Annotated in this window: 19 protein-coding genes and 2 pseudogenes; 12 read left to right on the top strand and 9 right to left on the bottom strand. The window is 72.6% G+C overall.

The window, feature by feature from the left end; translation table 11 throughout:
• Positions 1-178: 178 nt before the first annotated feature.
• The 6 genes from IH26_RS62680 (at position 179) to IH26_RS0106715 (ending at position 5,450) form a co-directional block, all read left to right on the top strand.
• On the top strand, positions 179-1,450 hold the full coding sequence (locus IH26_RS62680; protein WP_084598677.1) for a glycosyltransferase family 2 protein: 1,272 nt from the start codon (positions 179-181) through the stop codon (positions 1,448-1,450).
• 11 nt (positions 1,451-1,461) lie between these two features.
• A complete protein-coding gene (locus IH26_RS55580) occupies positions 1,462-2,244 on the top strand; it encodes a glycosyltransferase family A protein (protein ID WP_051807631.1) in 783 nt (260 codons plus the stop codon).
• A gap of 390 nt (positions 2,245-2,634) precedes the next feature.
• Entirely contained in the window at positions 2,635-2,874 is a 240-nt protein-coding gene (locus IH26_RS0106730) for a hypothetical protein (protein ID WP_030435235.1), read from the top strand.
• A gap of 68 nt (positions 2,875-2,942) precedes the next feature.
• Entirely contained in the window at positions 2,943-3,605 is a 663-nt protein-coding gene (locus IH26_RS0106725; RefSeq protein ID WP_030435234.1) for a hypothetical protein, read from the top strand.
• The gene (locus tag IH26_RS0106720) at positions 3,602-4,252 is read left to right on the top strand and encodes a nucleoside/nucleotide kinase family protein (RefSeq protein ID WP_030435233.1); all 651 of its coding nucleotides are present in this window, start codon (positions 3,602-3,604) and stop codon (positions 4,250-4,252) included. The genes IH26_RS0106725 and IH26_RS0106720 overlap by 4 nt, the downstream gene beginning before the upstream one ends.
• Before the next feature lie 16 nt (positions 4,253-4,268).
• Positions 4,269-5,450 (top strand): metallophosphoesterase, encoded by a 1,182-nt coding sequence (locus tag IH26_RS0106715; protein ID WP_030435232.1) that lies wholly within the window; start codon positions 4,269-4,271, stop codon positions 5,448-5,450.
• Between the two features lie 397 nt (positions 5,451-5,847).
• Here the strand turns inward: IH26_RS0106715 and IH26_RS0106710 are convergent, their stop codons facing one another.
• Complete coding sequence (locus IH26_RS0106710; protein WP_030435231.1) at positions 5,848-6,579, bottom strand: DUF7873 family protein; 732 nt, start codon at positions 6,577-6,579, stop codon at positions 5,848-5,850.
• A 68-nt stretch (positions 6,580-6,647) separates the two neighbouring features.
• On the bottom strand, positions 6,648-7,493 hold the full coding sequence (locus IH26_RS0106705; protein ID WP_030435230.1) for a TIGR03621 family F420-dependent LLM class oxidoreductase: 846 nt from the start codon (positions 7,491-7,493) through the stop codon (positions 6,648-6,650).
• Between the two features lie 57 nt (positions 7,494-7,550).
• Between IH26_RS0106705 and IH26_RS53210 the strand changes: the two genes are divergently transcribed.
• On the top strand, positions 7,551-8,174 hold the full coding sequence (locus IH26_RS53210; protein WP_034213937.1) for an HIT family protein: 624 nt from the start codon (positions 7,551-7,553) through the stop codon (positions 8,172-8,174).
• Positions 8,175-8,487: 313 nt separating this feature from the next.
• Positions 8,488-8,700, top strand: coding sequence for a hypothetical protein (locus IH26_RS0106695; RefSeq protein WP_157437078.1), 213 nt, complete (start codon positions 8,488-8,490; stop codon positions 8,698-8,700).
• 53 nt (positions 8,701-8,753) lie between these two features.
• Here IH26_RS0106695 and IH26_RS0106690 read toward each other — a convergent pair whose 3' ends face one another.
• The 5 genes from IH26_RS0106690 to IH26_RS0106670 form a co-directional block, all read right to left on the bottom strand.
• A complete protein-coding gene (locus IH26_RS0106690) occupies positions 8,754-9,797 on the bottom strand; it encodes a DNA polymerase IV (RefSeq protein WP_030435227.1) in 1,044 nt (347 codons plus the stop codon).
• A gap of 13 nt (positions 9,798-9,810) precedes the next feature.
• A complete protein-coding gene (locus IH26_RS55575; RefSeq protein WP_211268594.1) occupies positions 9,811-12,039 on the bottom strand; it encodes an Hsp70 family protein in 2,229 nt (742 codons plus the stop codon).
• Between the two features lie 141 nt (positions 12,040-12,180).
• On the bottom strand, positions 12,181-12,423 hold the full coding sequence (locus IH26_RS0106680) for a hypothetical protein (protein WP_245664968.1): 243 nt from the start codon (positions 12,421-12,423) through the stop codon (positions 12,181-12,183).
• Positions 12,404-13,594, bottom strand: coding sequence for an MFS transporter (locus IH26_RS0106675; RefSeq protein WP_051807627.1), 1,191 nt, complete (start codon positions 13,592-13,594; stop codon positions 12,404-12,406). Before IH26_RS0106675 ends, IH26_RS0106680 begins: the two co-directional genes overlap by 20 nt.
• Positions 13,595-13,603: 9 nt before the next feature.
• Positions 13,604-14,506, bottom strand: coding sequence for an aminoglycoside phosphotransferase family protein (locus IH26_RS0106670; RefSeq protein ID WP_030435224.1), 903 nt, complete (start codon positions 14,504-14,506; stop codon positions 13,604-13,606).
• A 116-nt stretch (positions 14,507-14,622) separates the two neighbouring features.
• On the opposite strand from IH26_RS0106670, the gene IH26_RS0106665 reads away from it, so the two are divergent.
• Positions 14,623-18,102, top strand: coding sequence for an ATP-binding cassette domain-containing protein (locus tag IH26_RS0106665; protein ID WP_030435223.1), 3,480 nt, complete (start codon positions 14,623-14,625; stop codon positions 18,100-18,102).
• Between the two features lie 12 nt (positions 18,103-18,114).
• Here IH26_RS0106665 and IH26_RS0106660 read toward each other — a convergent pair whose 3' ends face one another.
• Positions 18,115-19,128 (bottom strand): zinc-dependent alcohol dehydrogenase, encoded by a 1,014-nt coding sequence (locus IH26_RS0106660; protein WP_030435222.1) that lies wholly within the window; start codon positions 19,126-19,128, stop codon positions 18,115-18,117.
• Positions 19,129-19,176: 48 nt separating this feature from the next.
• Here IH26_RS0106660 and IH26_RS64440 point away from each other — a divergent pair.
• Both IH26_RS64440 and IH26_RS62670 read left to right on the top strand, forming a co-directional pair.
• Positions 19,177-19,932, top strand: a pseudogene (locus IH26_RS64440) (LacI family DNA-binding transcriptional regulator); the annotation flags it as partial.
• 856 nt (positions 19,933-20,788) lie between these two features.
• Positions 20,789-21,533 (top strand): annotated as a pseudogene (locus IH26_RS62670) (nucleotidyltransferase domain-containing protein).
• Positions 21,534-22,127: 594 nt separating this feature from the next.
• Here IH26_RS62670 and IH26_RS0106645 read toward each other — a convergent pair.
• Positions 22,128-22,433 carry a hypothetical protein gene (locus IH26_RS0106645; protein ID WP_030435220.1) on the bottom strand — a complete coding sequence of 102 codons (306 nt, stop codon included), beginning with the start codon at positions 22,431-22,433 and terminating at the stop codon, positions 22,128-22,130.
• Positions 22,434-22,746: 313 nt separating this feature from the next.
• On the opposite strand from IH26_RS0106645, the gene IH26_RS0106640 reads away from it, so the two are divergent.
• Positions 22,747-23,355, top strand: a complete 609-nt coding sequence (locus IH26_RS0106640; protein ID WP_030435219.1) for a TetR/AcrR family transcriptional regulator — start codon at positions 22,747-22,749, stop codon at positions 23,353-23,355.
• Positions 23,356-23,431: the final 76 nt, after the last annotated feature.

The following is a 23,431-nucleotide window of genomic DNA, read 5'->3' as shown; positions in this document are numbered from 1 at the left end:
GGTGACGGTCGAAGGCAAGAGCGTCTGCCGAGGTGAGCGCAGTCGTTCGCCCAGTGATCACGGGCTCACTTGACTCTGAGTAATGTCGCGCTACGGTTCTCGGCAGAGCGAACGACGTGCGGATCTACCCCGGGATCCGCCGCCCCAGTCGAGTCGCGGCCCGGGAAGGCATCCACCGATGGAGCTCTCGCACAACACCCTCGGTAGCGGCGTTCAGTCACCGACCGTGAGCGTGGTCATCCCGGCGCTCAACGAGGAGCGCAACCTCCCGCACGTCTTCGCCGCCCTGCCCGCCGGCATCACCGAGGTGATCCTGGTCGACGGCGGCTCGGTCGACCGCACCGTCGCCGCCGCCCGCGAACTGCGCCCCGACGTGGTCGTCGTCCAGCAGACCCGTAAGGGCAAGGGCAATGCTCTGGCCTGCGGCTTCGCGGCCAGCACCGGCGACATCATCGTGATGATCGACGCGGACGGCTCGACCGACCCGCGGGAGATCCCGCTCTTCGTCCAGCAGCTGATCGACGGCGCCGACTTCGTGAAGGGCTCGCGCTTCTCGCACGGCGGGCACAGCCACGACATCACCCCGCTGCGCAAGCTCGGCAACGACGGCCTCAACCTGGTGGTGAACGTGCTGTTCGGCACCAGGTTCACCGACCTCTGCTACGGCTACAACGCCTTCTGGCGCAGCGTCGTCCCGGCGCTCGACCTGCCGGACACCCGCCTGCCCCAGCCGGCCGGCGGCGAAAAGCTCTGGGGCGACGGCTTCGAGATCGAGACGATGATCAACATCCGCGCCGCGGCCCAGGGGCTGAAGGTCGGCGAGGTCGGCAGCATCGAGCACGAGCGCATCCACGGCGAGAGCAACCTCAACACCTTCCGGGACGGCCTCCGCGTGCTGCGGACCATCTTCAGCGAGTACGGCCGTTCGCGCGCCCGCCAAGCGGCGACCCCACCCGCCCACCGCCGTCGCACCGTCTCGTCCCGGTCTGCCGGGGCCGCCCGACCCGCCACCGCCGCCCAGTCCGCCGGGGCCGCCCGATCCGCCACCGCCGCCCAGGCCGGTGGCGCCGCCTGGTCTGCCAGCGCTGCCAGCGCTGCCCAGTCCGCTGGCGCCCAGTCCACCAGCGCCGCCCGATCCACGGTCGCCGCCCGGCTCGCCGGCGCCGCTAGCGCCGCCCAGTCCGCGGGCCCCACCCAGCCCGCTGGCCTCGCGAGCGCCGCCCGATCCACCAGCGCCGTCCGGTCCGCCGGCGCGGCCCGGCCCGCCGGCGCCGCCCGGCCTTCCGGGCAGCACGCGGAAGCCACGGCGGTGGCGGCCTCCGGCCTAGGGCGGATGCCGAACCGCCGCCTGCTCAGCACCATGCCGCTGGACAAGGCGCTGCCGGACAACAGCCGTCGCGCCACTGCCGGCGACCGCAAGCCGGTCCGCGTCTCCGCCCTCGAGAACTGAGCGGTGCCGCAGTGGATGTCACCGTCGTCATCCCGGCCGGGCCGCCGAGCCACTGGCATTCGCTGGTGCGGGCCGTCGCGGCCGCCCGCTCGCAGACCCGTCGGCCGGCCGAGATCATCGTGGTGGTCGACCAGGAAACCGCTTACTTCAGGCGGATCCGGCGCGACCTCGCCGGCGTCACGGTGCTGGAGAACGACCGGGGGCCGGGCGGCAGCCGGGACACCGGCGCCTACTACGCGGTCACCGAACTGATCGCCTTCCTGGCCGACGACGTGATCGCCGGCCCGGACTGGCTGGCCCGGCTGGCCGAGGCCCTCCGCGACCCGGCGGTGGTCGGCGCCGGCGGCGGGCTGCGGCCGGACTGGCGGGACGGGCGGCCGCGCTGGCTCGCCGACGAACTGACCTGGACCCTGGTGCCGACCGCCCGGCCGGCCGGGATGATGGTGCGGCGCAGCGTCTTCCGGCAGGTCGGCGGCTTCGGACGGCGGGCGGCGGAGCTGCCGCTGCGGATGCGGTCGCTGGCCGGCGGCCGGTGGCGGCACGTGCCGGACGCGGTGCTGCGGCACGAGGTGCCGGGGCACGCCGCGTCGTTCCCGGCCTACCTGCGGCGGTGCTTCGCGGAGGGGCGGCCGGCGCTGCGGCCGATGCCCCGGGCGGTGCTGGGGAACCTGCGGGCCGCGCTGCGCGGGCGCGGGGTCGACCACGCGCTGCGCGCCTGCGGCGCCCTCGCCGGGATGGCGGCCGCCGGCGCCGGCGTGATGACGGCTCGCCGCCCGGTGAGCGCCGGGCGGTGAACGCCTGGGTGGGGCGCGGGCGGTCAGCGCCCGTGTGAGCCGCGCGGTGAGCCCCCGTCCGAGCCGCGCGGTGAGGGACCCGCCCGTGGGAGCCGCGCGGTGAGCGCCCGTGGGAGCCGCGCGGTGAGCGCCCGTGGGAGCCGCGCGGTGAGCGCCCGTGGGAGCTGGGCGGTGAGCGTGTGGCGACGGCCGGGCCGCACCCCGTCGGGTGGGACGCGGCGGGTCGGTGGGTAGTGGGGTCGAGGCCCGGCGCTCACTAGAAGAGGCACCGCGTGGCTCCCGTACGAAATAATGATTTTGAAGGGGTTTTGTCCCTCTGCCGAAAGGTAGATCCAGGACCCGACCGTGGACGGAAGCGGCGGACCCGCCCGGAGCGGCAGGCTGTCCGTCATGACCATCGATCCGTTCCGGCTTGCCGAGGCCACCGTGGGCGCCGGGATCGCGCTCGGCTCGGCCACCCTCCCGGTCGCCTGGCACGCGCTCTCGCCGGGGCTCGCGGGGGTGCTCGCGGCAGTCTGGATCATGCTCACGTCGGGTGTGTACGCCTTACACGCAGTGACGTTCGATTGCTTTCGGTTCACTGGTCAGCACCGTCGCGGGAAAATTTCATTCACTCGGAGTGAGGAGTGAACCGTCCCCTCGCCGCGCCCGTATCCCCGGGCATCAGGTTGGCGCTTCGACCACCGGGAGCGACGAGGATGTTCCGACTCATCCAGCTGCACACCGAGAACGGCGTGCCTCGCATCGGCGTGGAATCCGACGGATATGTCAGTGCCCGCACCGCGCTCGCCCATTACCGCAGCCGCCCGGCCGCCTACTTCGGCGTGGGCCGCTTCGACCACGAGGGCACCCTCGCCGAGATCATCCTCGATCGGCTCTGCGGACCGCTGGGCGACTGTCCGCGACCGGCGTCCGTCGTGCACGCCCGCAGCTATCAGCGGCTCTGCGCGACCTGCTCGCTCGGCCTGGAGGTGCTGACCGTGCCCGAGCTCGCCCGGCTGCTGGGCATCGCCTGCCGCCTCGCCCCGGTGCTCGCCCGCTCCGGCCGGCACGCGCGGCTGGAGATGGCCTCGCCGTCCGGCAACCGGATCGCCCGCGAGTTCGCCACCCACGTGCACGACCCGATCTGGCGGATGGAGCTGTGCGCGGAACTGGTCGCCGACCCGGCCTCGGTCAACGGGCTGCTGATCGGGGTGGGCGCGCTGACCCACCGGGACGTGCTCGACCTGTATCCGCGGTTGCGCACGCTCGCCGACGAACTGCCCGGCAGCGTCCGGGACGAGCTGGCCCAGGCCACCGCCCGGCCGCTCTCGCCCGCCGGCGTCGCCGGCTTACGGCTGGGTTTAACGTTTCGTCCATGACGCTCACGTTCGACCGGCTTGTCGCGCGGGCCCGGGGACTGGTGGCCGACGGCAGGCGGGCCGTCCTGGGCATCACCGGGGCGCCGGCCGCGGGCAAGACCACGCTCGCCGAGGAACTGGTCGCGGCGCTCGGTGCCGGGGTCGCGCACGTGCCGATGGACGGGTTCCACCTGGCCGACGCCGAGCTCGAGCGGCTCGGGCTGCGCGATCGCAAGGGCGCCCCGGACACGTTCGACGCGCTCGGCTACGCGGCCCTGCTGCGCCGGCTGATCGAGGACGAGGACGAGATCGTCTACGCGCCCGGCTTCGAACGGGTCATCGAGCAGCCGATCGCCGGAGCGATCCCGATCGAGCGCCCGGCCCGGCTGATCATCACCGAGGGCAACTATCTGCTCCTGGACACCCCGCGCTGGCGTACGGTCCGGCCGCTGCTGGCCGAGGTCTGGTACGCCGACCTCGACCGGGACACGAGGATGGACCGGCTGATCGCCCGGCACATCCGCTTCGGCAAGCCCGAGCCGGCCGCGATCGAGTGGGCCAACGGCACCGATGAATGGAACGCGGCTGTGATCGCTGCCACGCGGGACCGCGCCGACCTGGTCATCCCGGCCGGCCTGATCCACAGCATCGGCACACCCCCACCGTGAGTGGCATGCTTCTCTGGTGTCTGTCGGTGAAGAAGTCGAGGCCCGCCCGCGCCGGCGCCGCTCTCGCGCCGCCCGGTTCGCGCTGATCGTCGCGGCCATCCTGCTTCTGCTGTTCGGCGTCCCCTGGTGGACCCTCGTCGCCTCCGGCAACCACTGGCCCACCCCGGTCCTGGTCGTCGGCACCATCCTGTTCGCTCTCGCCGCGCTCCTCTTCCCGCTCCTGATGTTCAGCGGCCACGGCGGCAAGCACCGCGACGGCCCGGCGAAGACCGCCGACACCACCCTCGGCGTCGTCTGGGTCCTGTTCGTCTGGTCGATCATCGGCCAGGTGCTGACCGCGGTCCTGTGGGCGGCCGGCGTCGCCGGCCCGGCTCGCTACCGCATCGCCACCGTCCTGGTCACCCTGGTCTCGGTGGTCCTTCTCCTTTGGGGGTACGCCGAGGCCATGCGGGTCCCCCGGATCCGCCGCGTCGAGGTGACCCTGGACCGGCTCGGCCGGGGCCTCGACGGCCTGCGCCTGGTCCTGATCACCGACACCCACTACGGCCCGATCGACCGGGCGCGGTGGTCCCGGGGCGTGACGGCGGCGATCAACAAGCTGGAACCGGACGTGGTGGCGCACACCGGCGACATCGCCGACGGAGAGGTGGCCCAGCGGCGCGAGCAGGCGGCGCCGCTGGCCGACGTGCGGGCGTCGCTGGCCCGGGTGTACGTGACCGGCAACCACGAGTACTTCAGCGGGGCGCAGCGCTGGGTGGAGCACATGGCGTCGCTCGGCTGGGAGGCGCTGCACAACCGGCACCTGGTCGTGACCCGCGGCGGGGATTCCCTGGTCATCGCGGGGGTGGACGACCGGACGGCGGCCGGCTCGGGGGTGCCCGGCCACCACACCGACCACGAGGCGGCGCTGGAGGGAGCGGACCCGGATCTGCCGATCCTGCTGCTGGCGCACCAGCCGGCGCAGATCGACGGGGCGGTCGCGCACGGGGTCGACCTGCAGATCTCGGGGCACACCCACGGCGGGCAGATGTGGCCGTTCCACTACCTGGTGCGGCTCGACCAGCCGGTGTTGCAGGGGTTGTCCCGGCATTCCACGCGCACGCAGCTCTACACGAGCCGGGGCACCGGCTTCTGGGGGCCGCCGTTCCGGGTGTTCGCGCCGAGCGAGATCACCCTGCTGACCCTGCGCGCCGCCTGAGCGATGGCGAAGCCCGGGGATATGGCCAATCCCCGGGCCTCTGAAATACCACCGAATTGCACGCACCAACACGTTTAAGAGCCCGGATCATTCATCACGACATCGGGTTTTGCCATTAAACTACCGCCGCTCGAAGCGCGGCGGACCGGACTTGAACCGGCATCCGCTGTCCTCGTCCCTGCTCGGTCGACCTGGTGCTCGGTGGTGAATGCTGACTTTGGAGCGAGAATCTGAGTCTTATGCCGGCTGCCTCTGCCTGTTGGGCTACCCCCGCGCGATGGTGCGGGGAGCGGGACTCGAACCCGCACTGTCACCGGCCGATTCAGCTTCAGCTTGAGCTGTCAGCTTCGCGTCGATCTCCGACGCACCCCGCGCTCCCACGGGGAATCCGGGACGGCTACCCGAACAGGTAGCCGAAGACGGCCGCGCCGACCTTCTGGTCGACGACCTCGGTGTTGTTGGCCTCCTCGCGGGCGAACTTGACGGCGGTCTGCAGCGCCAGCACCCGGTCGAGGATCTCGTTGACCCGCTTCGCCGGCAGCGCGCCGGAGAACTTCACGGTGGTCCAGTAGCCGACGGTGACGTCCTCGTAGTACACCTCGACCTGCGCGGGGTGCTTCTCGGTGGCCTCGGCCTTGACGTGGTTGCGCGGCACCTTCTTCGTACGGTTGGTCCGCACCGGCTCGGTCCGCCAGCTGTCCGTGGAGTCGTCGCGCAGCCAGGACTCGGCCGCGTCGAGCACGGGCAGCTTCTTCACGAAGGTGTGCAGGTCGACCAGCTGCTTCTCGAGGAACAGCAGGTAGGTCACCGGCACCCGGGCGGCGATGGTGCGGCCGTCGACCACGACGTCGGCGCGGGCCGTGCTGTTCGTCCAGTCCTTGGTCGCGGTGACGTCGAAGAGCCGGGTCAGCGTGCCGGCGACCTCGCGCAGAATGTCCTCCGCCTTGATCTGCACCCGCGTCGACTCGGGCGGCAGCTGCTCACCCTCCTCGTCCTTCGGCTGGTACGTCCGGGAGATACCGGCGAGCGGCCCGGTCTTCTGCACGGCGTGGTGCGCGTCGCTCAGGTCCGCGAAGGCCTTGCTCTTGACGCCCTTCTCCACGGCGATGATCTGGTTCAGCTTCGGCACGGTGTCCCCTTTCAGCCGGGGAACCGTAGCATTCACCGCCCCTCTTTTCCGACCCGTTTTCCGGCCGGTCAGCGCAGCAGCGGAATCACCGGGGCGAACGCCGTCATATGCGGTTCGAGTACGCCGTAGTAGGTGAGGCCGAACTGTTCGCGATACCGCCGCAAACGGTCCGCGATCTCCTCCTTCGACCCGCACAGCACGCTGGGCAGGCCGAGCAGTTCGTCGTCCGGCAGGCCGGTGGCGGCCCGCGCGATGGTCAGGTCCAGTTCGGACCGCTCGCGACCGACCGCGCCGACGATCAGGTTCAGTTCCAGCCCCGCGAAGCGATCCCCCGCCGCCGCCCGGACCACGCCGATCCGGTCGCCCAGCGCCCGTTCCGGCGACACGCCCGGACTGACCGCCGCCTGAATGGAGAACCCGACGATGTCGGCCTCCCGCCCGGCCAGCTCGAGCAGCCGCCGCCCGGCCCCGGCCAGCAGCACCGGCGGTTCGGGCCGGTCCGGCTCGGCGGCGAGCCGCTCGCGGACCTCCCGCAGCGTCTCCGCGAGGCGACGCAGCCTCTCCGCCCCGGAACCGAACGGCAGCCCGGCCGCGGCGAACTCGTGCTCCAGATACCCGGTGCCCAGGCCCCACTCGAAGCGTCCGCCGGTGAGCCGGTAGGTGTCGGCCACGTCGCGCGCCAGCACCCACGGATGGTAGAGCGCCGCGTTGAGCACGAAGGTGCCCAGCCGCATCGTGCTGGTCGCCTCGGCCGCGGCCACCAGGGCCGGGAAGGGCGCGGCCAATCCCAGGTGGTCGGGTATCTGCAGAACGTCGTACCCGAGGTCGGCCGCCCGCCGGACCTGCTCCAGCCAGGAGGCGCGGGATCTGACGGCGGTCAGGGCCACACCGAAACGGAACGGACGCTCAGGCATGGCCTCAAGTATGACGCCCGTCGATCCCCGCCGTCGGCCGTACTAGTCTTTCGCGCCATGGCCCTATCTCCCGACCAGTTCTACGACCACGCCGTAACGGTGGCGGACGACGAGCGGCGGCTTCCGCTGGCCCGCATGACCGGATGGGACATCAGCCCGTTCGAGCACAGTGGACTGCGCGTCGCGCCGCTGCGCCCGCCTGTGCTGCCGGAGCCGGCCCGGCATGGCGAGGACCCGGCGGATTGCCGCAACTGCCGGGAGCGCGACGAGGGCATCTGGTTCAACGACCATTGGCGGCTGACGAGAATCCCGGGCGTGGGCGTCCCGCTGGTCCTCATGCTGTATCCCCGCGACCATTACGACCTGGCCGACCTCCCCGACGACCTCGCCGCGGAACTGGGCCTGCTGACCACCCGCATCGCCCGCCACATCCAGGCCCGGCCACACATCTCACGCGCCCACGTGTACCGCATCGGCGACGGCGCGGCGCACCTGCACGTGTGGTTCTTCGCCCGTCCGGAGGGACAGGCCCAGCTCTTCGGATCCTGGCTGCCCGTCTGGGACGACCTGCTACCGGAATACCCCGCCGACGTCGCCGCCACGGACGCCGCGAGCGTGGCGGACGCCCTCATCGCCGCCCACGGCGGCCGCCGATCAGCCGCCCCGCCGCCGGCGGGCTGACCGGAGCAGCCAACAGCCGCAAGCCGCGCTATCGTCACGCGGCCGTCGGCGGAGGGGGAGCTCGACCACAATCGGAGCCTCGGCCGGCGGCGTGCGGCGCAACGTCAGTTCTGGTCGCTCGGCAGCTCGGGGGTGCGGCCGCGCTCAGCCGCCACCGTTTTACGGCTGCCGCTTCCGGAGACCGGGGGGGGCGGTACGCTCGGAGCGTGACGTCCGGGCGGAGCCCGGCGCCGCGGCGCGACCCCGCGACGAAAGGGCAACCTGGGGCGGCGCCGGCGCCGCCGTCCGACTCACCCTGAGGTATCGAGAGGGGGTGAGCCGCATGACCGGAAACCTCCTGAAGCCAGGCGACGAGATCGATGTCGTCGTGAAGTCGGCCAAGCCGTTCGGGCTCTTCGTCGAGTCCGCCGCCGGTGTGTCCGGGCTCGTCCGCGGTGGCAGCGCCGCGGTCGGCGTGACGCTGCGCGTGCGCGTCGTCGAGTTCGACGCCGCCGCGTCGCGATTCAGCGCGGTGCCGCTCGGCTGAAAGTGCCGGCCCGGTCGGCGTTTCCGCGCCGGCCGGGCCGTCCGGCGCCGCCGTCATTCGTCCATTTCCAGATCTGCCCGTACGCCGAGAAGCCGCACCGGCCGCGTCAACTCGAACTTTTCCAGGACGGCCAGGGCGGCGCGCGCGATGACGTCGGGGTCCGTGGTCGGGCCGCCGCGCAGTTTCGCCTCGCGGGTCCGGGTGAAGAACGACGCGGTCCGCACCTTCACGCCGACCCGGATCACCCGCCGGCCGGCCGCGGTCACCTCCGCGCCGAGCGCCCGGGCCAGCGCGACCACCTGCTCCTCGATCTCGGTGCGCTCGGTCAGGTCGCGGTCGAACGTGACCTCCTTGCTGCGGGATCGGGCGACCCACGGTTCGGTCACCACCTCGGTCTCGCCGCCGCCCCGGGCCACGACGACCAGCCACCTGGCGGCCCGCGGCGGGAAACTCCGCGTCAGGGTGTCGAGGTCGGCGGCGGCGAGATCGGCAACCGTCACGATGCCCGATTCGCCGAGCTTCCTGACCGTACGGGGTCCGACGCCCCACAGGTCGCCCACCGGCCGGCCGCCCATCACCGGCAGCCACGTCTCGTCGGTGAGGGTGGCTATGCCGGAGCGGTCCCGCTTGGCGAACCGGGCCGCGATCTTCGCCTGATTCTTGTTGCGGCCGATCCCGATCGCACAGGTCAACCCGGCGCCGTCGGAAACCGCCGACCTGAGCTCCCGGGCCAGTCGCTGCGGATCCTCGATGTCACCGCCGACGAACGCCTCATCCAAGCCCCAGACCTCCAGGCGTACGGGGAAAGCCCGCAGAATCGCCATCACCCGGGCCGAGGCCGCCTGGTAGGCCGGCATGTCCGTGGGCAGGAACACGGCGTCGGGGCACTTGCGGGCGGCGAGCCGGATCGGCATCCCGGAGTGCACGCCGAACTCCCGCGCCTCCCGGGAGGCCGTCGCCACGACTGCCCGCGCCTGGCCGGGATCGCCGGCGCCGCCCACGATCACCGGCCGGCCGCGCAGCTCGGGACGGCGCAGCACCTCGACCGAGGCGAAGAACTGGTCGAGGTCGACGTGCAGCAGCCAGACGCCGGTCACCGGACCAGTATCGTCAGCAGGTCACGCGTAGCTGGCTGAAGCGGGCGTGGAACGGGGTCGGTTTCGCCCCGAACTGGGCCCGGTTGAGGACGGCGACGCCGACTCGTACGGTCTGCGGCAGGGTCATCTTGACGCTGGCCAGCTCGGCGAAGTCGATCTTGTCGGCGGGGCGCCAGGAGCCGGTGACGGTGCGGCCCGTCCGGGCCATCCGCAGGACCAGCCGGGTGGCCTCGGTCCTGATCGGGTGTTCGCTGGGCAGCGGGCCGTGCACCCGGGTGTGCGGGCCGCCGGGGTTCCGGTATTCGAAGCTGATCGCGCCGGCCTGGCCGAAGCCGCGCTCGATCCGTACGTAACTGTCCGGGTCGTCGAACAGCACCAGCCCGGCGCCCTGGTAGAAGACGGCCGGGGTGGTCTCGACCGTGGCCTCCAGGACGAAATCGCCGGTGATCGGGCGGAGCAGCATCGGCGCCGTCATGTTGGTGCCGTAGATGTCGGTGCCGTCCGGGGCGTCCAGGTCGGCGGCGCCGTCGCTCACGGTCAGCCGCGTGTCGGGGCGGGTGCGTTGCCAGGCGGGGTCCACCGCGGATCCGGCGAAGTTCTCGGTGAAGCCGCAAACCGGGGCGCTGGCGCTGGCGCCGGTGCTGGCGGACGGCTGGGTGGCGCCGGTCGGGCGGTTGTCGGCGTGCAGCAGGTTCACGACGATCGGGACGCTGACGGCGATCACCAGGACGGCGGCGGCCGCGATCAGGATCCGGGCGCGGCTCCGGCCGGGGGTTCGTCCGGACGGATCGGGCAGCGGCTCGGTGGCCCCGGCCGGCGTGGCCCGGCCCACCGCGAACGGCCGGGCCGGGGGCGGCGCGTCCAGCAATGTCGGCGGCGAAGCGGACGGCGCCCCGGGCTGCGGCGCCTCAAGCTGCGGCGCCTCGGGCGACGCCGGCGGAGGTGCGGCCGCGGCCATGGGGGCGGCCACCGGCGCGGGGGCGGACGCAGGCCCGGGCACGGGGGCGAGGGCGGACGCGGGCCCAGGCGTGGGCGCGGGGGCGGACCCGGGGGTGGCCGCGGACGCGGACACCGGCCCAGGCGTGGGCACGGGGGCGGACCCGGGCGCGGGCGCGGGCCCAGGCGCAGCGACGGGCGCTGTCGCGGGGACGGGCGCGGGGACGGGCGCCGGCGCTGGGGCAGGGGCCGGGATGGCGCCGGTCAGCCGGGCCGCTCCCAGCGCGATGCTGTGCTCCGGGTTGGGGTCGACCACCACCGGCCGCCCGAACGCCTCCCCCACCAGCGACCCGATCAACGGAATTCGCGCCGACCCGCCGGCCAGCAGGACCACCCGCAGCCCCTCCGGCGCAACCGACGCCGACCGCAGCGCACGGCCCAGCGCCCGCACCGTCTCCTCCAGCGCCGGCGAGATCATCGTCTCGAACTCGCGCCGGGTCAGCCGCACCCGGGTGTGCAGCCCCGGCAATGCCACCGGGATCATCACCTCGGTGTCGAAGGACAGCGCCTCCTTGGCGTCCACACAGTCCCGCCGCAGCCGGGCCAGCGCCGACACCAGCTCGGGATCGTCCCCCGTCAGCGACGGAGCCGGCAGCACCCGGGTCACGTGCTCGAAGACCGCCTCGTCGAAGTCCGCCCCGCCCAGCTGCTCGATCCCCTCCGGCGTGCCGAGCAGCTCGAACCCGCTCGCCGTGCGGCGCAGCACGGCCGCGTCGAAGGTGCCGCCGCCCAGGTCGTAGACGGCCACCACGTCGCCCTCGGCCATGTGCTCGCCGGCCGCGTACGAGATCGCCGCCGCCTCCGGCTCGCTGCGCAGCACCACCTCCGGCGCGTCGGCCAGCCGGGCCGCCTGTTCCAGCAGGTCCCGCTTGTACGGCCCCCAGTTCGCCGGGCAGGTCAGCACCACCGACCCGGGCGGCCCCTGCTCGGCGGCCGTCGCGACCGCCAGCACGTGCTCCAATTGCCGGGCGAGCAGCGCGTGCGCCGGGTAGGGCGAGCCGCCGACCAGCAGCGGCACCGGGTCGCCGACCCGCCGCTTGAACTCGCGGGCGAGCCGCCCCGGCTGCACCTCGCCGCGGCGTACGGCCGGCTCGCCGATCAGCACCGGCCCGCTCTCCGGCAGGAAGATCACCGACGGGATCTCGGGCCGCCGCCCGCCGAGCCGCAGCACCGTGACGGCGTCCCCGCGGGCCACCGCCGCCGCGGTCCAGGTGGTCCCGAGGTCCACGCCCAGCCCGTACGTCATCTCGGCCTCACCGCGCGGTCCCTTCCGGTCGGCACCCAGCATCGGCCGCCGCCGATCCGCCGACAAGGTCGCGGGCGAGGCGTGCACGAAAGGCTGCCCCAGTAGGCGGCCACTACCGCCGATTGCGCGGGTGTCGTGGAGCTACAGCAGGGAGCTCAGCGGCGTGTCGGGCCCGGCGGTGTCGAGGCCGAACTCCAGTTCCTCGCGCACCTCCTCGACCGAGTCGTCGTGGCCGAGCACCTCGGGAACGTCGTTGCTGAGCTCGAAGTGGTCGAGCATGTCGTACGCCTCGCCCAGCGTCGTCGCGCCGTTCTCGTACGCCCAGCGCAACGTGTTCAGCGCGCCGGCCGAGGGGGCGAACTCGTCATCCCACGGGTTGCTCATGGGCCACATCCAACCACCGCTCCGACCGCGACCGTGCGTGCATCGCCGCGACGGCCAGGGCCACGAGCAGCGCGACCACGGCGAAGACCGCGACCGCCGTCGTGGTGGAGGTCAGGGTCGACAGCAGGCCCACGCCCACGGCCGGCACGCCCACTCCGACATAGCTCGCCATGTACAACGTGGAGACCACCGCCGCCCGGGACTCCGCCGGGGCGACCAGGTTCGCGGCGCGGACGGCGCCCATGAAGGAAAGCCCTTGCCCGACCCCGACCAGCACCGCCGCGGCGATCACCAGCGCCGGCGATCGCGCCGGACCGGCGATCAGCAGCACGGCCGCGCCCGCGGTCAGGACCAGCAACCCGGAACGCTGCTGGCTGCGCGCGCCGATCCCCGTGGTAAGCGGTTGCACGGCTGCCGCCACCAGCAGCACCAGCCCGGCCGCGAAGCCGGCCAGGAACAGGTTCCGGTCGCCGGTCAGCGAGCGCAGGTAGGACGGCACCATCGACAGGAAGACCGCGGTGACCGCCCAGCCGGTGCAGCCGGTCGCGCAGGCCAGCCCGAACGGCACCCGAGCCGCGCCCGGCACCCGCGGCAGCGACACCCGCCACGGCCGCCCGGTGCGCCCGAGGCTCGCGGGCAGGCCGAGCAGGCCCGTGGCGGCGACGATCAGCGCCCCGGCCGAGAGCAGGTAGCACAGCCGGGTCGGCGCCGGCAGCCAGGCCGCGCAGGCGCCGGCCAGAACCGGCCCGAACCCGCCGCCGGCCGTGGTCGCGATCGACGCCGCCATCGAGGCCCGCCGGCCGTTGCCGCGCGGCTCGGTCCGGGCCAGCGCCGCGGTCAGCGCCCCCGAGCTCATCCCGGCCGCGGCCCCCTGCAACGCGCGGGCGAGGAAAAGCCAGCCCATGCCTTCGGCGTACGCGAAGACCAGCGCCCCGGCGACCGCGGTGGCCAGGCCCGGCAGCAGCACCCGGCGATAGCCCCAGGCGTCCGCGGCCGAGCCCGCCAGCAGCAGCGACGGCACCAGAACGGCGGGGTAGGTGGCGAAGATCAGGGTCAGCACGACCGGGCTGAAGCCGAACGAGTGCGCGTAGACCGCGTAGAGCGGTGACGGCAGGTTGGTCCCGACGATCAGTACGAACAGCGCGAAGGCGCAGTTACGAAAGATCCGCATATCCCAACGTTAGGGGCGAAACGGTTCGGTCCCGGCCGAAGCGATCGCGTCGGCGGCCGCCAGCATCTCGGCGGCGACCGGCTGGAGCCCGGCCACCGTCAGCGTCAGCCCGGTGGCCACCCGGTCGAGCAGGCCCCACTCCCAGATCGCCCGCGGATCGGTGCCGGTGCGCTCGGCCAGCCACGCGCAGCGCTCCCGCGGATCGCCCTCGGTGGGGTCCTCGCGCAGCAGCACGCCGAGATCGCACTCCGGCTCGGCGGCGTACCCGTCCGGATCGACCAGCTTGAACCCGTCCCCCGCGCGCATCGCGTTCCACTGATGGATGTCGCCGTGCACCAGCACCGCGCGCGCCGGCGAGTGGGCCCGGCGCCGGCTCTCCCCCGCCGCCAGGGCCGACTCGACCGCCGCGCGACCGCACGGCTCGCCCAGCGCCCTCCACTTTGCCCGGATATATCGAGACATGCGGTCGGCGCGGGCGGCACCGGTCGGGAGATCCGCGGCGGTCGGACGCCAGACCGCGACGGCCAGATCGCACAGGATCGGCAGCCGCCGGGAGAGCGGGAGACCCAGGTCGGACAGGGCCGGGCCGAGGCGCTCCAAAAGCAGAACCCCAAGGCTTTCGTCGTACGCGAGGAGCCGGGCACACGCCTCCCCACCCGCCTCGCGGAGAAACGTGATCTCGTCGGCCGCATCGCTGCCGGGGCGCGGGATGAGCAGCTTGAGAACGGCGGGCGTGCCGTCGTTCCGGGTGACTTCCACGACGTACGCCTCGGTCGGGTCCTTGAAGGAAGCACCCAGGCGCAAGCCCCACCGCGCGGCCGAGCTCGCGACCAGCTCGGGGAGGTTTTCGAGCCAGGCGGTGGCGCCCAGGTCAACAGCCTTGGCCCGAACGGTTTCCGGAACATCTGGCACGGGAGCCGATGGTGACACACGTGATAGTCGCCGGCGACGTAATTGCGTTGAAGACCTTCGCGCGGGTCCGGAGGATGGAGAGACCGCCATCCGCCGACCGACCGAAGGGGTGTCTCATGCGTCTGCTGCGTGACCTCTGGGGCACGTCCCCCAGCCGCACGGCGCTGGTGGCCTTCCTCATCGTGCTCGGCGCGGCCGGGCAGGCGGGCGCCCTCGCGCTGGCCGGCGCGGTGCTGGTCGACCGGTCGACGCCGCTGTTCGCGGTGCTCGCCGCCGCGCTGGTCGCCTCGGTGCTCAGCGACGTCGCGGTCGGGCTGATCGCGGCCGGGCTCACCGCCGACTGGGCGGCCAAGGTGCGCCGCGGCCTCAACCGGGTGGCCTTCGGGCAAGACCTGCCGACCCTGGAGAACACGCCGGTCGGCGAGCTGCTCGACCGCATCGACTCCGACGTCTACCAGGTCGGCTCCGAGATGCGCGGCGCCGGCGTGCGGATAGCGCAGTCGGTGGCGGTCGCGACGCTGTCCATCGTGACCGCGTTCTTCGCCTGGTGGCCGGCCGCGGTCGGCATGGTGGTCGTGTCCATCCTCCTGGTCTTCACGATGCGCAAGCCGATCCGGCGTCTCTCCCCGCTGCGGATCTCCGAGGAGGAGTCCTGGTCCGACCTGGCCGCGGTGATGGAGGAATCGATCCACGGGCAGGACGACGTACGGACGAGCCTGGCCGCGCCGTACGTGCGCCGGCTCTACGCGCAACGCGCCGCCGAGGTGCTCCGCCGCGGCCGGCTGGTCTGGCGGTCCTCCTCGCGGATCACCATGGGCGCCGGCACGATCACCCGCTCGCTGATCGCGTTCCTCGTCGTGGCCGGCGCGTGGGCGCTGCTCACCGGCCACATCGACGGCGCCCGGCTGACCGCGGTGTGGCTGCTCGCCCTCGGCTTCGGCGGCACCCTGGAGCACGTCACCCGAATGGTCCCCGAGCTGCAGAACGCTCTCGGCGCCTGGAGCCGGGTGCAGCTGCTGCGCGACGTGCCGCAGGAGCCGGCCGGCGGCCTCGAACCGGTCGACGGCGATCTCGTCGTGCAAGACCTGACCTTCCGGTACGGCGAGTCCGGCAGCGGACGGCCGCCGGCCCTGCGCGACGTCACCCTCACGTTCGCCCGCGGCCGGTCGTACGCGCTGATCGGCCGGACCGGATCGGGCAAGAGCACCCTGGCCAAGGTGCTGACCCGGGCGGTCGACGTGCCGCGCGGGACGGTGTTCCTCGGCGGGACCGACCTGAACGACCTGGATGTCGAGGCGCTGCGCCGGTGGACGGCGATCGTCCCGCAGCGCACCGAGATCCTGGCCGGCACCCTCGCGGAGAACATCGCGCTGTTCGACCCGCAGCTGCTGCCCCGCGCGGCCGGCGCGCTGGCGGAGCTGGGCCTGACCGCGTGGGCGGCCAGCCTGCCCGAGGGCATCGACACCAAGCTCGGCGAGGGCGGCTACAAGCTCTCCGCCGGGCAGGAGCAGCTGGTCGCGTTCGCCCGCATCCTGGTCCGCAACCCGCACGTGGTGATCCTCGACGAGGCCACCGCCCGGATGGACCCGGTCACCGAGACCTGGGTGCAGCGGGCCACCGACCGCCTGCTCGACGGGCGGATCGGCGTGATCGTGGCGCACCGGCTCTCCTCGGTGCAGCGCTGTGACGAGGTGGTCGTGCTGGCCGACGGCGAGGTCCTCGAGGCCGGGCCGCTGCGTGAGTCGCGCCGGTTCGCCGAGCTGCTGTCCGCCAGCAACCTGGTGCCGGCCGGCGGCTCGTCCGGCGCGGGCGTGCTGGTCGAGGAGCGAGACTGGGACACCGCGATGCAGGTCGAGCTGGGCGCCGACGCCTTGGCGAACACGCTGCCCGCGGTCGAGCCGCCGCCGCTGCCCGACCAGCCGCCGGTGCACACCATGCGCGAGATCGTCCGGCTGGCGACCAACGACCCGCGCTACGGCCTGGCCTCGGTCGCGCTGTTCGTCGTGCTGATCGTGCTCGGGCTGGACGGCGCGCTCCTCCCGCTGCTCTGGTCGGACGTGGTCGACGGCACCGGCAACCCGCTCCCCCCGGCGATCGGCATCGCGGCCGGCCTGCTCGTGGCGATCCCGACGCTGTACTACACCGGCGCCTGGTTCCCCGAGTGGTGGGTCCGGCAGATGCTGCGGATCAGCCTGCGCCTGGTGCACGGCCAGATCGGCCCGCGCCGGGTCAGCAAGCACACCCCCGCCGAGGTGGTCGCCCAGGGCGGCGACACCGAGCGGGTGGTGATGCTGGCCGACAACCTGATCGACAACGTGAGCAGCCTCGTGCTGATCACGGTGATGACGGTGGCCGCGCAGTCGATCGTGCCGGGCCTGTTCTTCCTCGGCACGATGGTCGTCTCCGGCCTGGCCGCGACGCTGTTCGGGCCCAGGCTGGAGAAGGCGGCCCGCCGCACGGTGGCGGCCCGGGCGGCGTTCGCGACCGCGCTGGTGTCGTCGCTGTCCGCGGCCCGCACGGTCAAACTGGCCGGGGCCACCGAGCCGGTGCTCGACCACCTGGCCGGGCTCGACACGGTACGCAGCGACCGGCAGCGGCGGGAGATCGCGATCCAGGTGTGGGCCCGCTCCACGCCGTCGATCGCGAGCGGCCTGCTGCCGATCGCGGCCTGGGCGCTCTACCTGGGCGGCCACCTCACCTCGGCGGCGACGCTGATCGCGGTGGCCACGCTGGGCGCGGCCCGGTGGTTCGCGTGGACGACGGCGTCGCTGGTCTCCCAGCTGCCGTCGGCCCGGGTGTGGACCCGCCGGACGGTCGCGATGTCGGGCATCGCGCAGTACACGGCGGAGGTGCCCGGCGTCGACATCTCGGCCGGCACCGCGCCCGCGCCGCCGACCGCGCCGCGCAACCCGCTCGACCGGCTCGAGCTGCGCCACTTCAGCGCCGTCCACGAGAACGGCACGGTCGGCGCGCAGGACGTCGAGCTGGACGTCGAGCGCGGCCAGCTGGTGCTGGTGGTCGGCCCGGTCGGGGCGGGCAAGTCGTCGCTGCTGCGGGCCCTCGCGGGGATCGTGCACCACACCGGCGAGCTGCGCTGGAACGGGCACGTGGTCGACGAGCCGGAGCTGTTCCTGCGGCCCAACCAGGTCGGCTACGTGGCCCAGCTGCCGCGGGTGCTCTCCGGCACGGTGGCCGACAACATCCAGCTCGGCCACGAGCTGGACGCGGCCGACGCGGTCTCCACCGCCCAGCTGGAGCACGACCTGACCGCGTCCGGCGGCGGCCTGCAGCTGCTGATCGGGCACAAGGGCACCCGGCTCTCCGGCGGCCAGCTGCAGCGGCTGGCGCTGGCCCGGGCCCTGGCGCCGCGGACCGAGCTGCTGATCGCCGACGACGTGTCCTCGGCGCTGGACGTGACGACCGAGCTTGAGCTGTGGCGGGCGCTGCGCGAGCACGGGGTGACCGTGGTCGGGTCGACCTCCAAGCGGGCCGCGCTCACCCAGGCCGACCGGGTCGTCGTGCTGATCGGCGGCAAGGTCGAGGACCAGGGCTCCTGGGCCGAGCTGCAGGACCGCTGGGGCCACCTGGCCGGCTGACCCCGGCCGCCGTCAGTCGAAGGTCACCACGACCTTCTCGGCGGCGCCCGGGGTCGAGCCGAGCGTGAGGGCGCGCTCGGCCTCGGCGAACGGGACGCGGTCGCTGATCAGCAGCTCGTACCGCTGCCAGTTCTCGACCAGGTCCTTGGTGACCTCGAAGATCTCGGTCGGGTAGCCCATCGAGAGCACCACGGTCAGCTCGGTGGTGAGCAGGGCGCCGAAGTCGATCGGCACCGGCCGCTTGTGCACGGCGACGATGCCCAGCGTCGCGCCGTGCTTGACGTTCGCCAGCACGGTCGCCAGCACCGCGGGGGCGCCGGCCGCGTCCAGATAGATGTCGGTGTCCGGCCGGGCGCCGCGGACGAAGCTGCGCGGGGCCTCGCCGTGCAACTCGATCAGCCGGGCGGTCACGTCCTCCTCGGCCGAGTTGATCACCGCGTGGGCGCCGACCTTGAGCGCCTTGTCGAGGCGGTTCGCGACGATGTCGACGACCACCACGTGCGCGCCGCGCAGCTGGTAGCCGATCGCGGCACCGAGCCCGACCGGCCCGGCTCCGAAGACCACCACCTTGCTGCCCGGTACGGGGGCGGTCCGGTTCACCGCGTGCGTGGCGACCGCCATCGGCTCGTTGAGCGCGGCCACCTCGTACGGGATGTGCTTCGGAACGGTCACCAGATGCACGCCGGCCTTCGCCCCGCGGATCAGCACGAACTCGGAGAGGCCGCCCTGCGCGCCGCCGCTGCCGATGATGCCGTCGGCGGCCGCCATCGGATTGAGCACCACGTGGTCGCCGGCCGCTAGGCCCTCGACGCCCGCGCCGACCTCGACGATCTCGCCGGCCGGCTCGTGGCCGAGCGGGGTGGCGCCCTGCCGCGGCGGGATGCCGCCGACCGAGATGTACAGCCCGTCGGAGCCGCACACCCCGCACGCCCGGATCCGGACGAGCACGTCGCCCGGGCCGGCCACCGGCTTCTCGACGTCGAGCACCGCGATCCGGCCGGGACCGGTCACCTGCACCGACCTCATCGCCACCACCTCCACTAATTCGTATAAGTGACCGGTACACTAGCGCGCATGACGGCCCCCGCGCGAGTGACGATGAAGGACGTGGCCCGCGCCTGCGGCGTGTCCCAGGCGACGGTGAGCTTCGTGCTCAACGACGCGGCCGGGCAGACCATCCCCGAGCCGACCCGGGAACGGGTGCGGCGGGCGGCGGCCGAGCTCGGCTACGTGCCGCACTCGATCGCCCGCGCCCTGCGCGAGGGCACCGCCCGGATCGTGGTGCTGGAGGCGGGCGGCCTCCCCCGCGGGGCGAGCCTGGAGAGCTTCATCGCGGGCCTGGGCGAGGAGCTTTCGGCCGGTGGGTACGGCTTGCTGGTGTCGTACGGTTCGGCGCCGGAGGCCATCGCGGCCGTCTCGCCGAGCGCGGTGATCGACCTGCCCGCGATCTACGCGAGCCCCGACCGGGAGGCGGCCGACGGCGGCTGGGTCGACGGCCTGGCGGCGCACACCCTCGCCCAGGTGTCGCACCTCGCGGGCCGCGGCCACCACCGGCTCGCGGTGGCCGGGCCGGCCCGCGGCGGCCCGTTCTACGCGCTGCTGGGCCGGCATGCCGAGAGCGCCGCCCGGCATCTGGGCCTGCCCCGCCCGGCCCGGCTGCCGGTGGGCGGCGCGCCGGTCACCGCGACCCGGCTGCGGCGCCTGCTCGACCTGGGCATCACCGCGGTCGCGGCGCTCGGCGACGACCCGGCGATCGCCACCCTCGCGGCGCTCAGCGACCTCGGGCTGACGGCGCCGGACGACCTGGCGGTGATCGGCTTCGACGACACCGCGCACGGGGCGCTGTGGCGGCCGGCGCTCACCACGGTCCGGATCGACGCGCATCGAACGCGCCACCACCTGAGCCACAACGGCCTGCGACCGGCCCACGCCCGCCCGGATCATCGAACGCGCCACCACCTGAGCCACAACGGCCTGCGACCGGCCCACGCCCGCCCGGATCATCGAACGCGCCACCACCTGAGCCACGACGGCCGGCGACCGTGCGCCCCTGCGCGCCGACAGCTGTCGCCGGCTGGCCCGGTGCTGGTCGCGGTGGCAGATGGCTTTGGTGACGTAGGCGCAAAAGCTCCAGGCGGAGGTGGATGCCGTGGTCACGCAGCCGGTTCACTTCGCCGCCACGACACAGGCCGCCACCAACGCCGGCGTCGTGGTTCGCACCCTGTCCGCTACGCAGGGTCGCGGGAGATCGCCCCGCGCCGTCCTGATCTGTTTGATATGCGGATGCGGCGCGGCGCCGGGTCGTGGTTCCGGAGCGGGCACAGCTTTGATCGGCTCGCCCCGTTCTGCCCCGGCCGACCCGCGTGCTCGCCGGCCGCCGACCGGGACAACACCTGCCCTACCAAGGCACCGTCACCTGCCCGTCGCAGGAACAGAAACTGCCCAAGATCGGGGTGCCGATCCCGATCGAGAAGGCTTTCTGTTCACACCGAACACCTACGCTCCACTCTTACGGAACCACCCACCAACGCCGACCCAATTTCGAGCGAAATATCAGGACAGTCAGCGGCGTCACGGCGTCACGGCGCCACCGCTCTCACCAGCCGGGAACACCCGCCAATCCTTGAGACATCGCCGCCGGGCCGGCCCAGCATCCGGAACCCCGCCCGCGAATCGGGACAGCGGTATCAGTCTCCGAGAAGGTCATGGCCCCGGCCCGCTGGCGTTCGCCACCGTCAGCGGCGCGCACCTGTACGGCTTCGCCTCCATCGACTCGGACCTGGACCTGCGCGCCGCGCACGTGTTACCGGCTGCCGAAATCGTCGGGCTGCGCACCGGCCCCGACACCCTGCAACACACCGGGATCCGTGACGGCGTCGAGCTCGACGTGGTCAGCCACGACCTGCTCAAGTTCGCCCGGCTGCTGAACAGCCGCAACGGCTACGTCCTGGAACAGCTGCTGTCCCCACTGATCGTGGTCACCACCGGCGTCCACGCCGAACTCAAAGCCCTGGCCGGCGGCCTGATCACTCGCCACCACGCGCACCACTACCTCGGCTTCGCTACCGGCCAGCACAAGCTGTACGCCACGACCGGCCAGCTCAAACCGGCGTTGTACACGCTGCGGGTGCTGCTGACCGGGATCCACCTGATGCGCACCGGACACATCGAGACCGACCTGCGCGTGCTCGGCACCGGCCTGGCGTAAGTGCCGGACCTGATCGCCGCCAAACGCGAGGCCGAACACCGACCTCTACCCGACGGCGCCGCCCGGCACCTGGACACCGACATCCCCAGGCTGCGCGCCGAACTGGAAACCGCCCGCGACACCTCGCCCCTGCCCGAGCACCCGGACCCGACCGCCATCGATGCCCTGCACGACCCTCGTGGTCCGCACCCGCCTGGACACCATCATCAGCCACGCAACGTGACCGCACCGGAGAACCTCCGACATTCGGACATGCCGATGTGCGGGCGTCCGGCCGCCTACCGCGGCTGGCCGGCCGAACGCGACCACAGCTGCCTTTCCCTGCGGCTTTGCTCTGCTCACGTATACGCACCGAAATCGAGCGGGCGTTCGATTTCGGTGCGTATAGGTGAGCAGAGCAAAGGCAGGCGGAGGTGTCCGGATTTGCCGCCGAGCATGCACAGGATCAGCGAGGCCCGTCACGCTCGACGGTCGGCCGGCAGGCCGCGGCCCTCGTGCTGAGCTGCCGAAGGGCGGAGGCGTTCGCGGACCGGCGCGACTGCGCCTATTCGGGGTCAGTGGTGCCGGGATAGTCAGCCAAGACCGATCGAGGAGAGGCAACCAGTTCCATCTTCATCACTGGCACTCCAATACATGAGTTTCCGCGGATGCCAGTAGTAGTTGCGGCGTCCCAAGAGATCACCGTAGGCCCGTGATTCTTCGGCCCGGTCCGCTGTCCCAAACGTGAGGAGGAGCTGCTCATAGGACCGCAGATAACCGAAGTGGGCCAGATGGCCGCGGTCGGCACCGTAGAACGCGAACCCGACGATCAGCGACCCTACGATCTTGTAGCTGAAGTTGCCTGGGAATGCACCATGCCGCCGTCCCCGAGGGCGCTGTCGATCACTTCGTCGAGGGTCAGCCTTCGGTCATCCGCCGCGAAGTACTCGGGAACCTGGTCGGTGCGGCTGGTCGAGCGGCGGACAATCGAGGAGCTTGCCTCAGTGATCTGGTGTCGGGGAACACTGTCAGCGGCATCCGCTCCGAAGGGCACACCAGCAAGGCTCAATGTCGCCAGGTCCAGGTCGGGTCGGGTCGAGTCGGGTCGGACAAGCACACCGCGGTCGTCCAGGATTTCGATCACCCGACAACGCTAGATCCAGCGCTGGCGTGGGAAACGTTCTGATCGGACCACACCCGCCCTCCGGGAACGCCTCACCACAGATCTACGATCTTCATAGGCTCACGGCCACCTACCGACGTGGTAGGCCGGGGCCACACCGAGTGCAGGGTCCGGCCTCGCCACCGCCAGACCCGATGGGAACACTGCGGAGGCGCGACTGACGTGAAGAGTTCCCGTGTTGGCCCGCCGGATCCGATGTCCTCCTGAGGACATGCTGAGAAAACTGCGGGGCACGCATCTTTGCGGGGCCCGCACTTTTTGCTACGGTGGCGGCGTGGGGCTGAGAGAGCAGAAGAAGCTGGCGACTCGCGCGGCGCTGAGCTGGGCGGCGATCAGGCTGATCGTCGAGCGAGGCTACGACAAGGTTCTGGTCGAGGACATCGCCGCCGCGGCCGGCGTCTCACCCCGCACGTTCAACAACTACTTCGCCAGCAAGGCCGAGGCGGTAGCGTCCCGCCACCTCGACCGGATCCACCGGATGGCCGAGGCGCTGCGCGAGCGTCCGGCCGATGAGCCGCTGTGGGAGGCGCTCACCGAGGCGCTGATCGATCAGCACCGACCGGGTCCGGAGGTGACCGCGCAGCCACGCCCCGACCGGGACGAATGGGCGGCGGGTCTGCGGCTCATGCTCGAGGTGCCGGCCATCCAGGCCGAGACATTGCGGGCCGGGGCACAGGCTCAGGACGCGCTCGCGGCGGCGATCGCGGAGCGCACCGGAACCGACTCGGAGACCGAGATGTATCCGCACCTGGTGGCCGCCACCGTGCTGGCGGCGCAGAACGTGGCGAGTTCGGCGTTCATGGCGACCGGGCGCGACCTGGAAGACGTCGTCCGCGACGCGATGCGGCAGGTTTCCGCGGGCCTGCCGCCACCCATCCACTAACACTTTGTCCTCATCGGAATGGCTGCCCGCGAGAAATGGCGGCGGGTGAGTCACGCCCATCGAAGGGGTATTCTGC

The sequence above is a fragment of the Actinoplanes subtropicus genome, from assembly GCF_000721705.1.
Lineage (GTDB): Bacteria > Actinomycetota > Actinomycetes > Mycobacteriales > Micromonosporaceae > Actinoplanes > Actinoplanes subtropicus.
The sequence above is the reverse complement of the archived record's forward strand: the minus strand, read 5'-3'. Positions and strand labels throughout refer to the sequence as shown.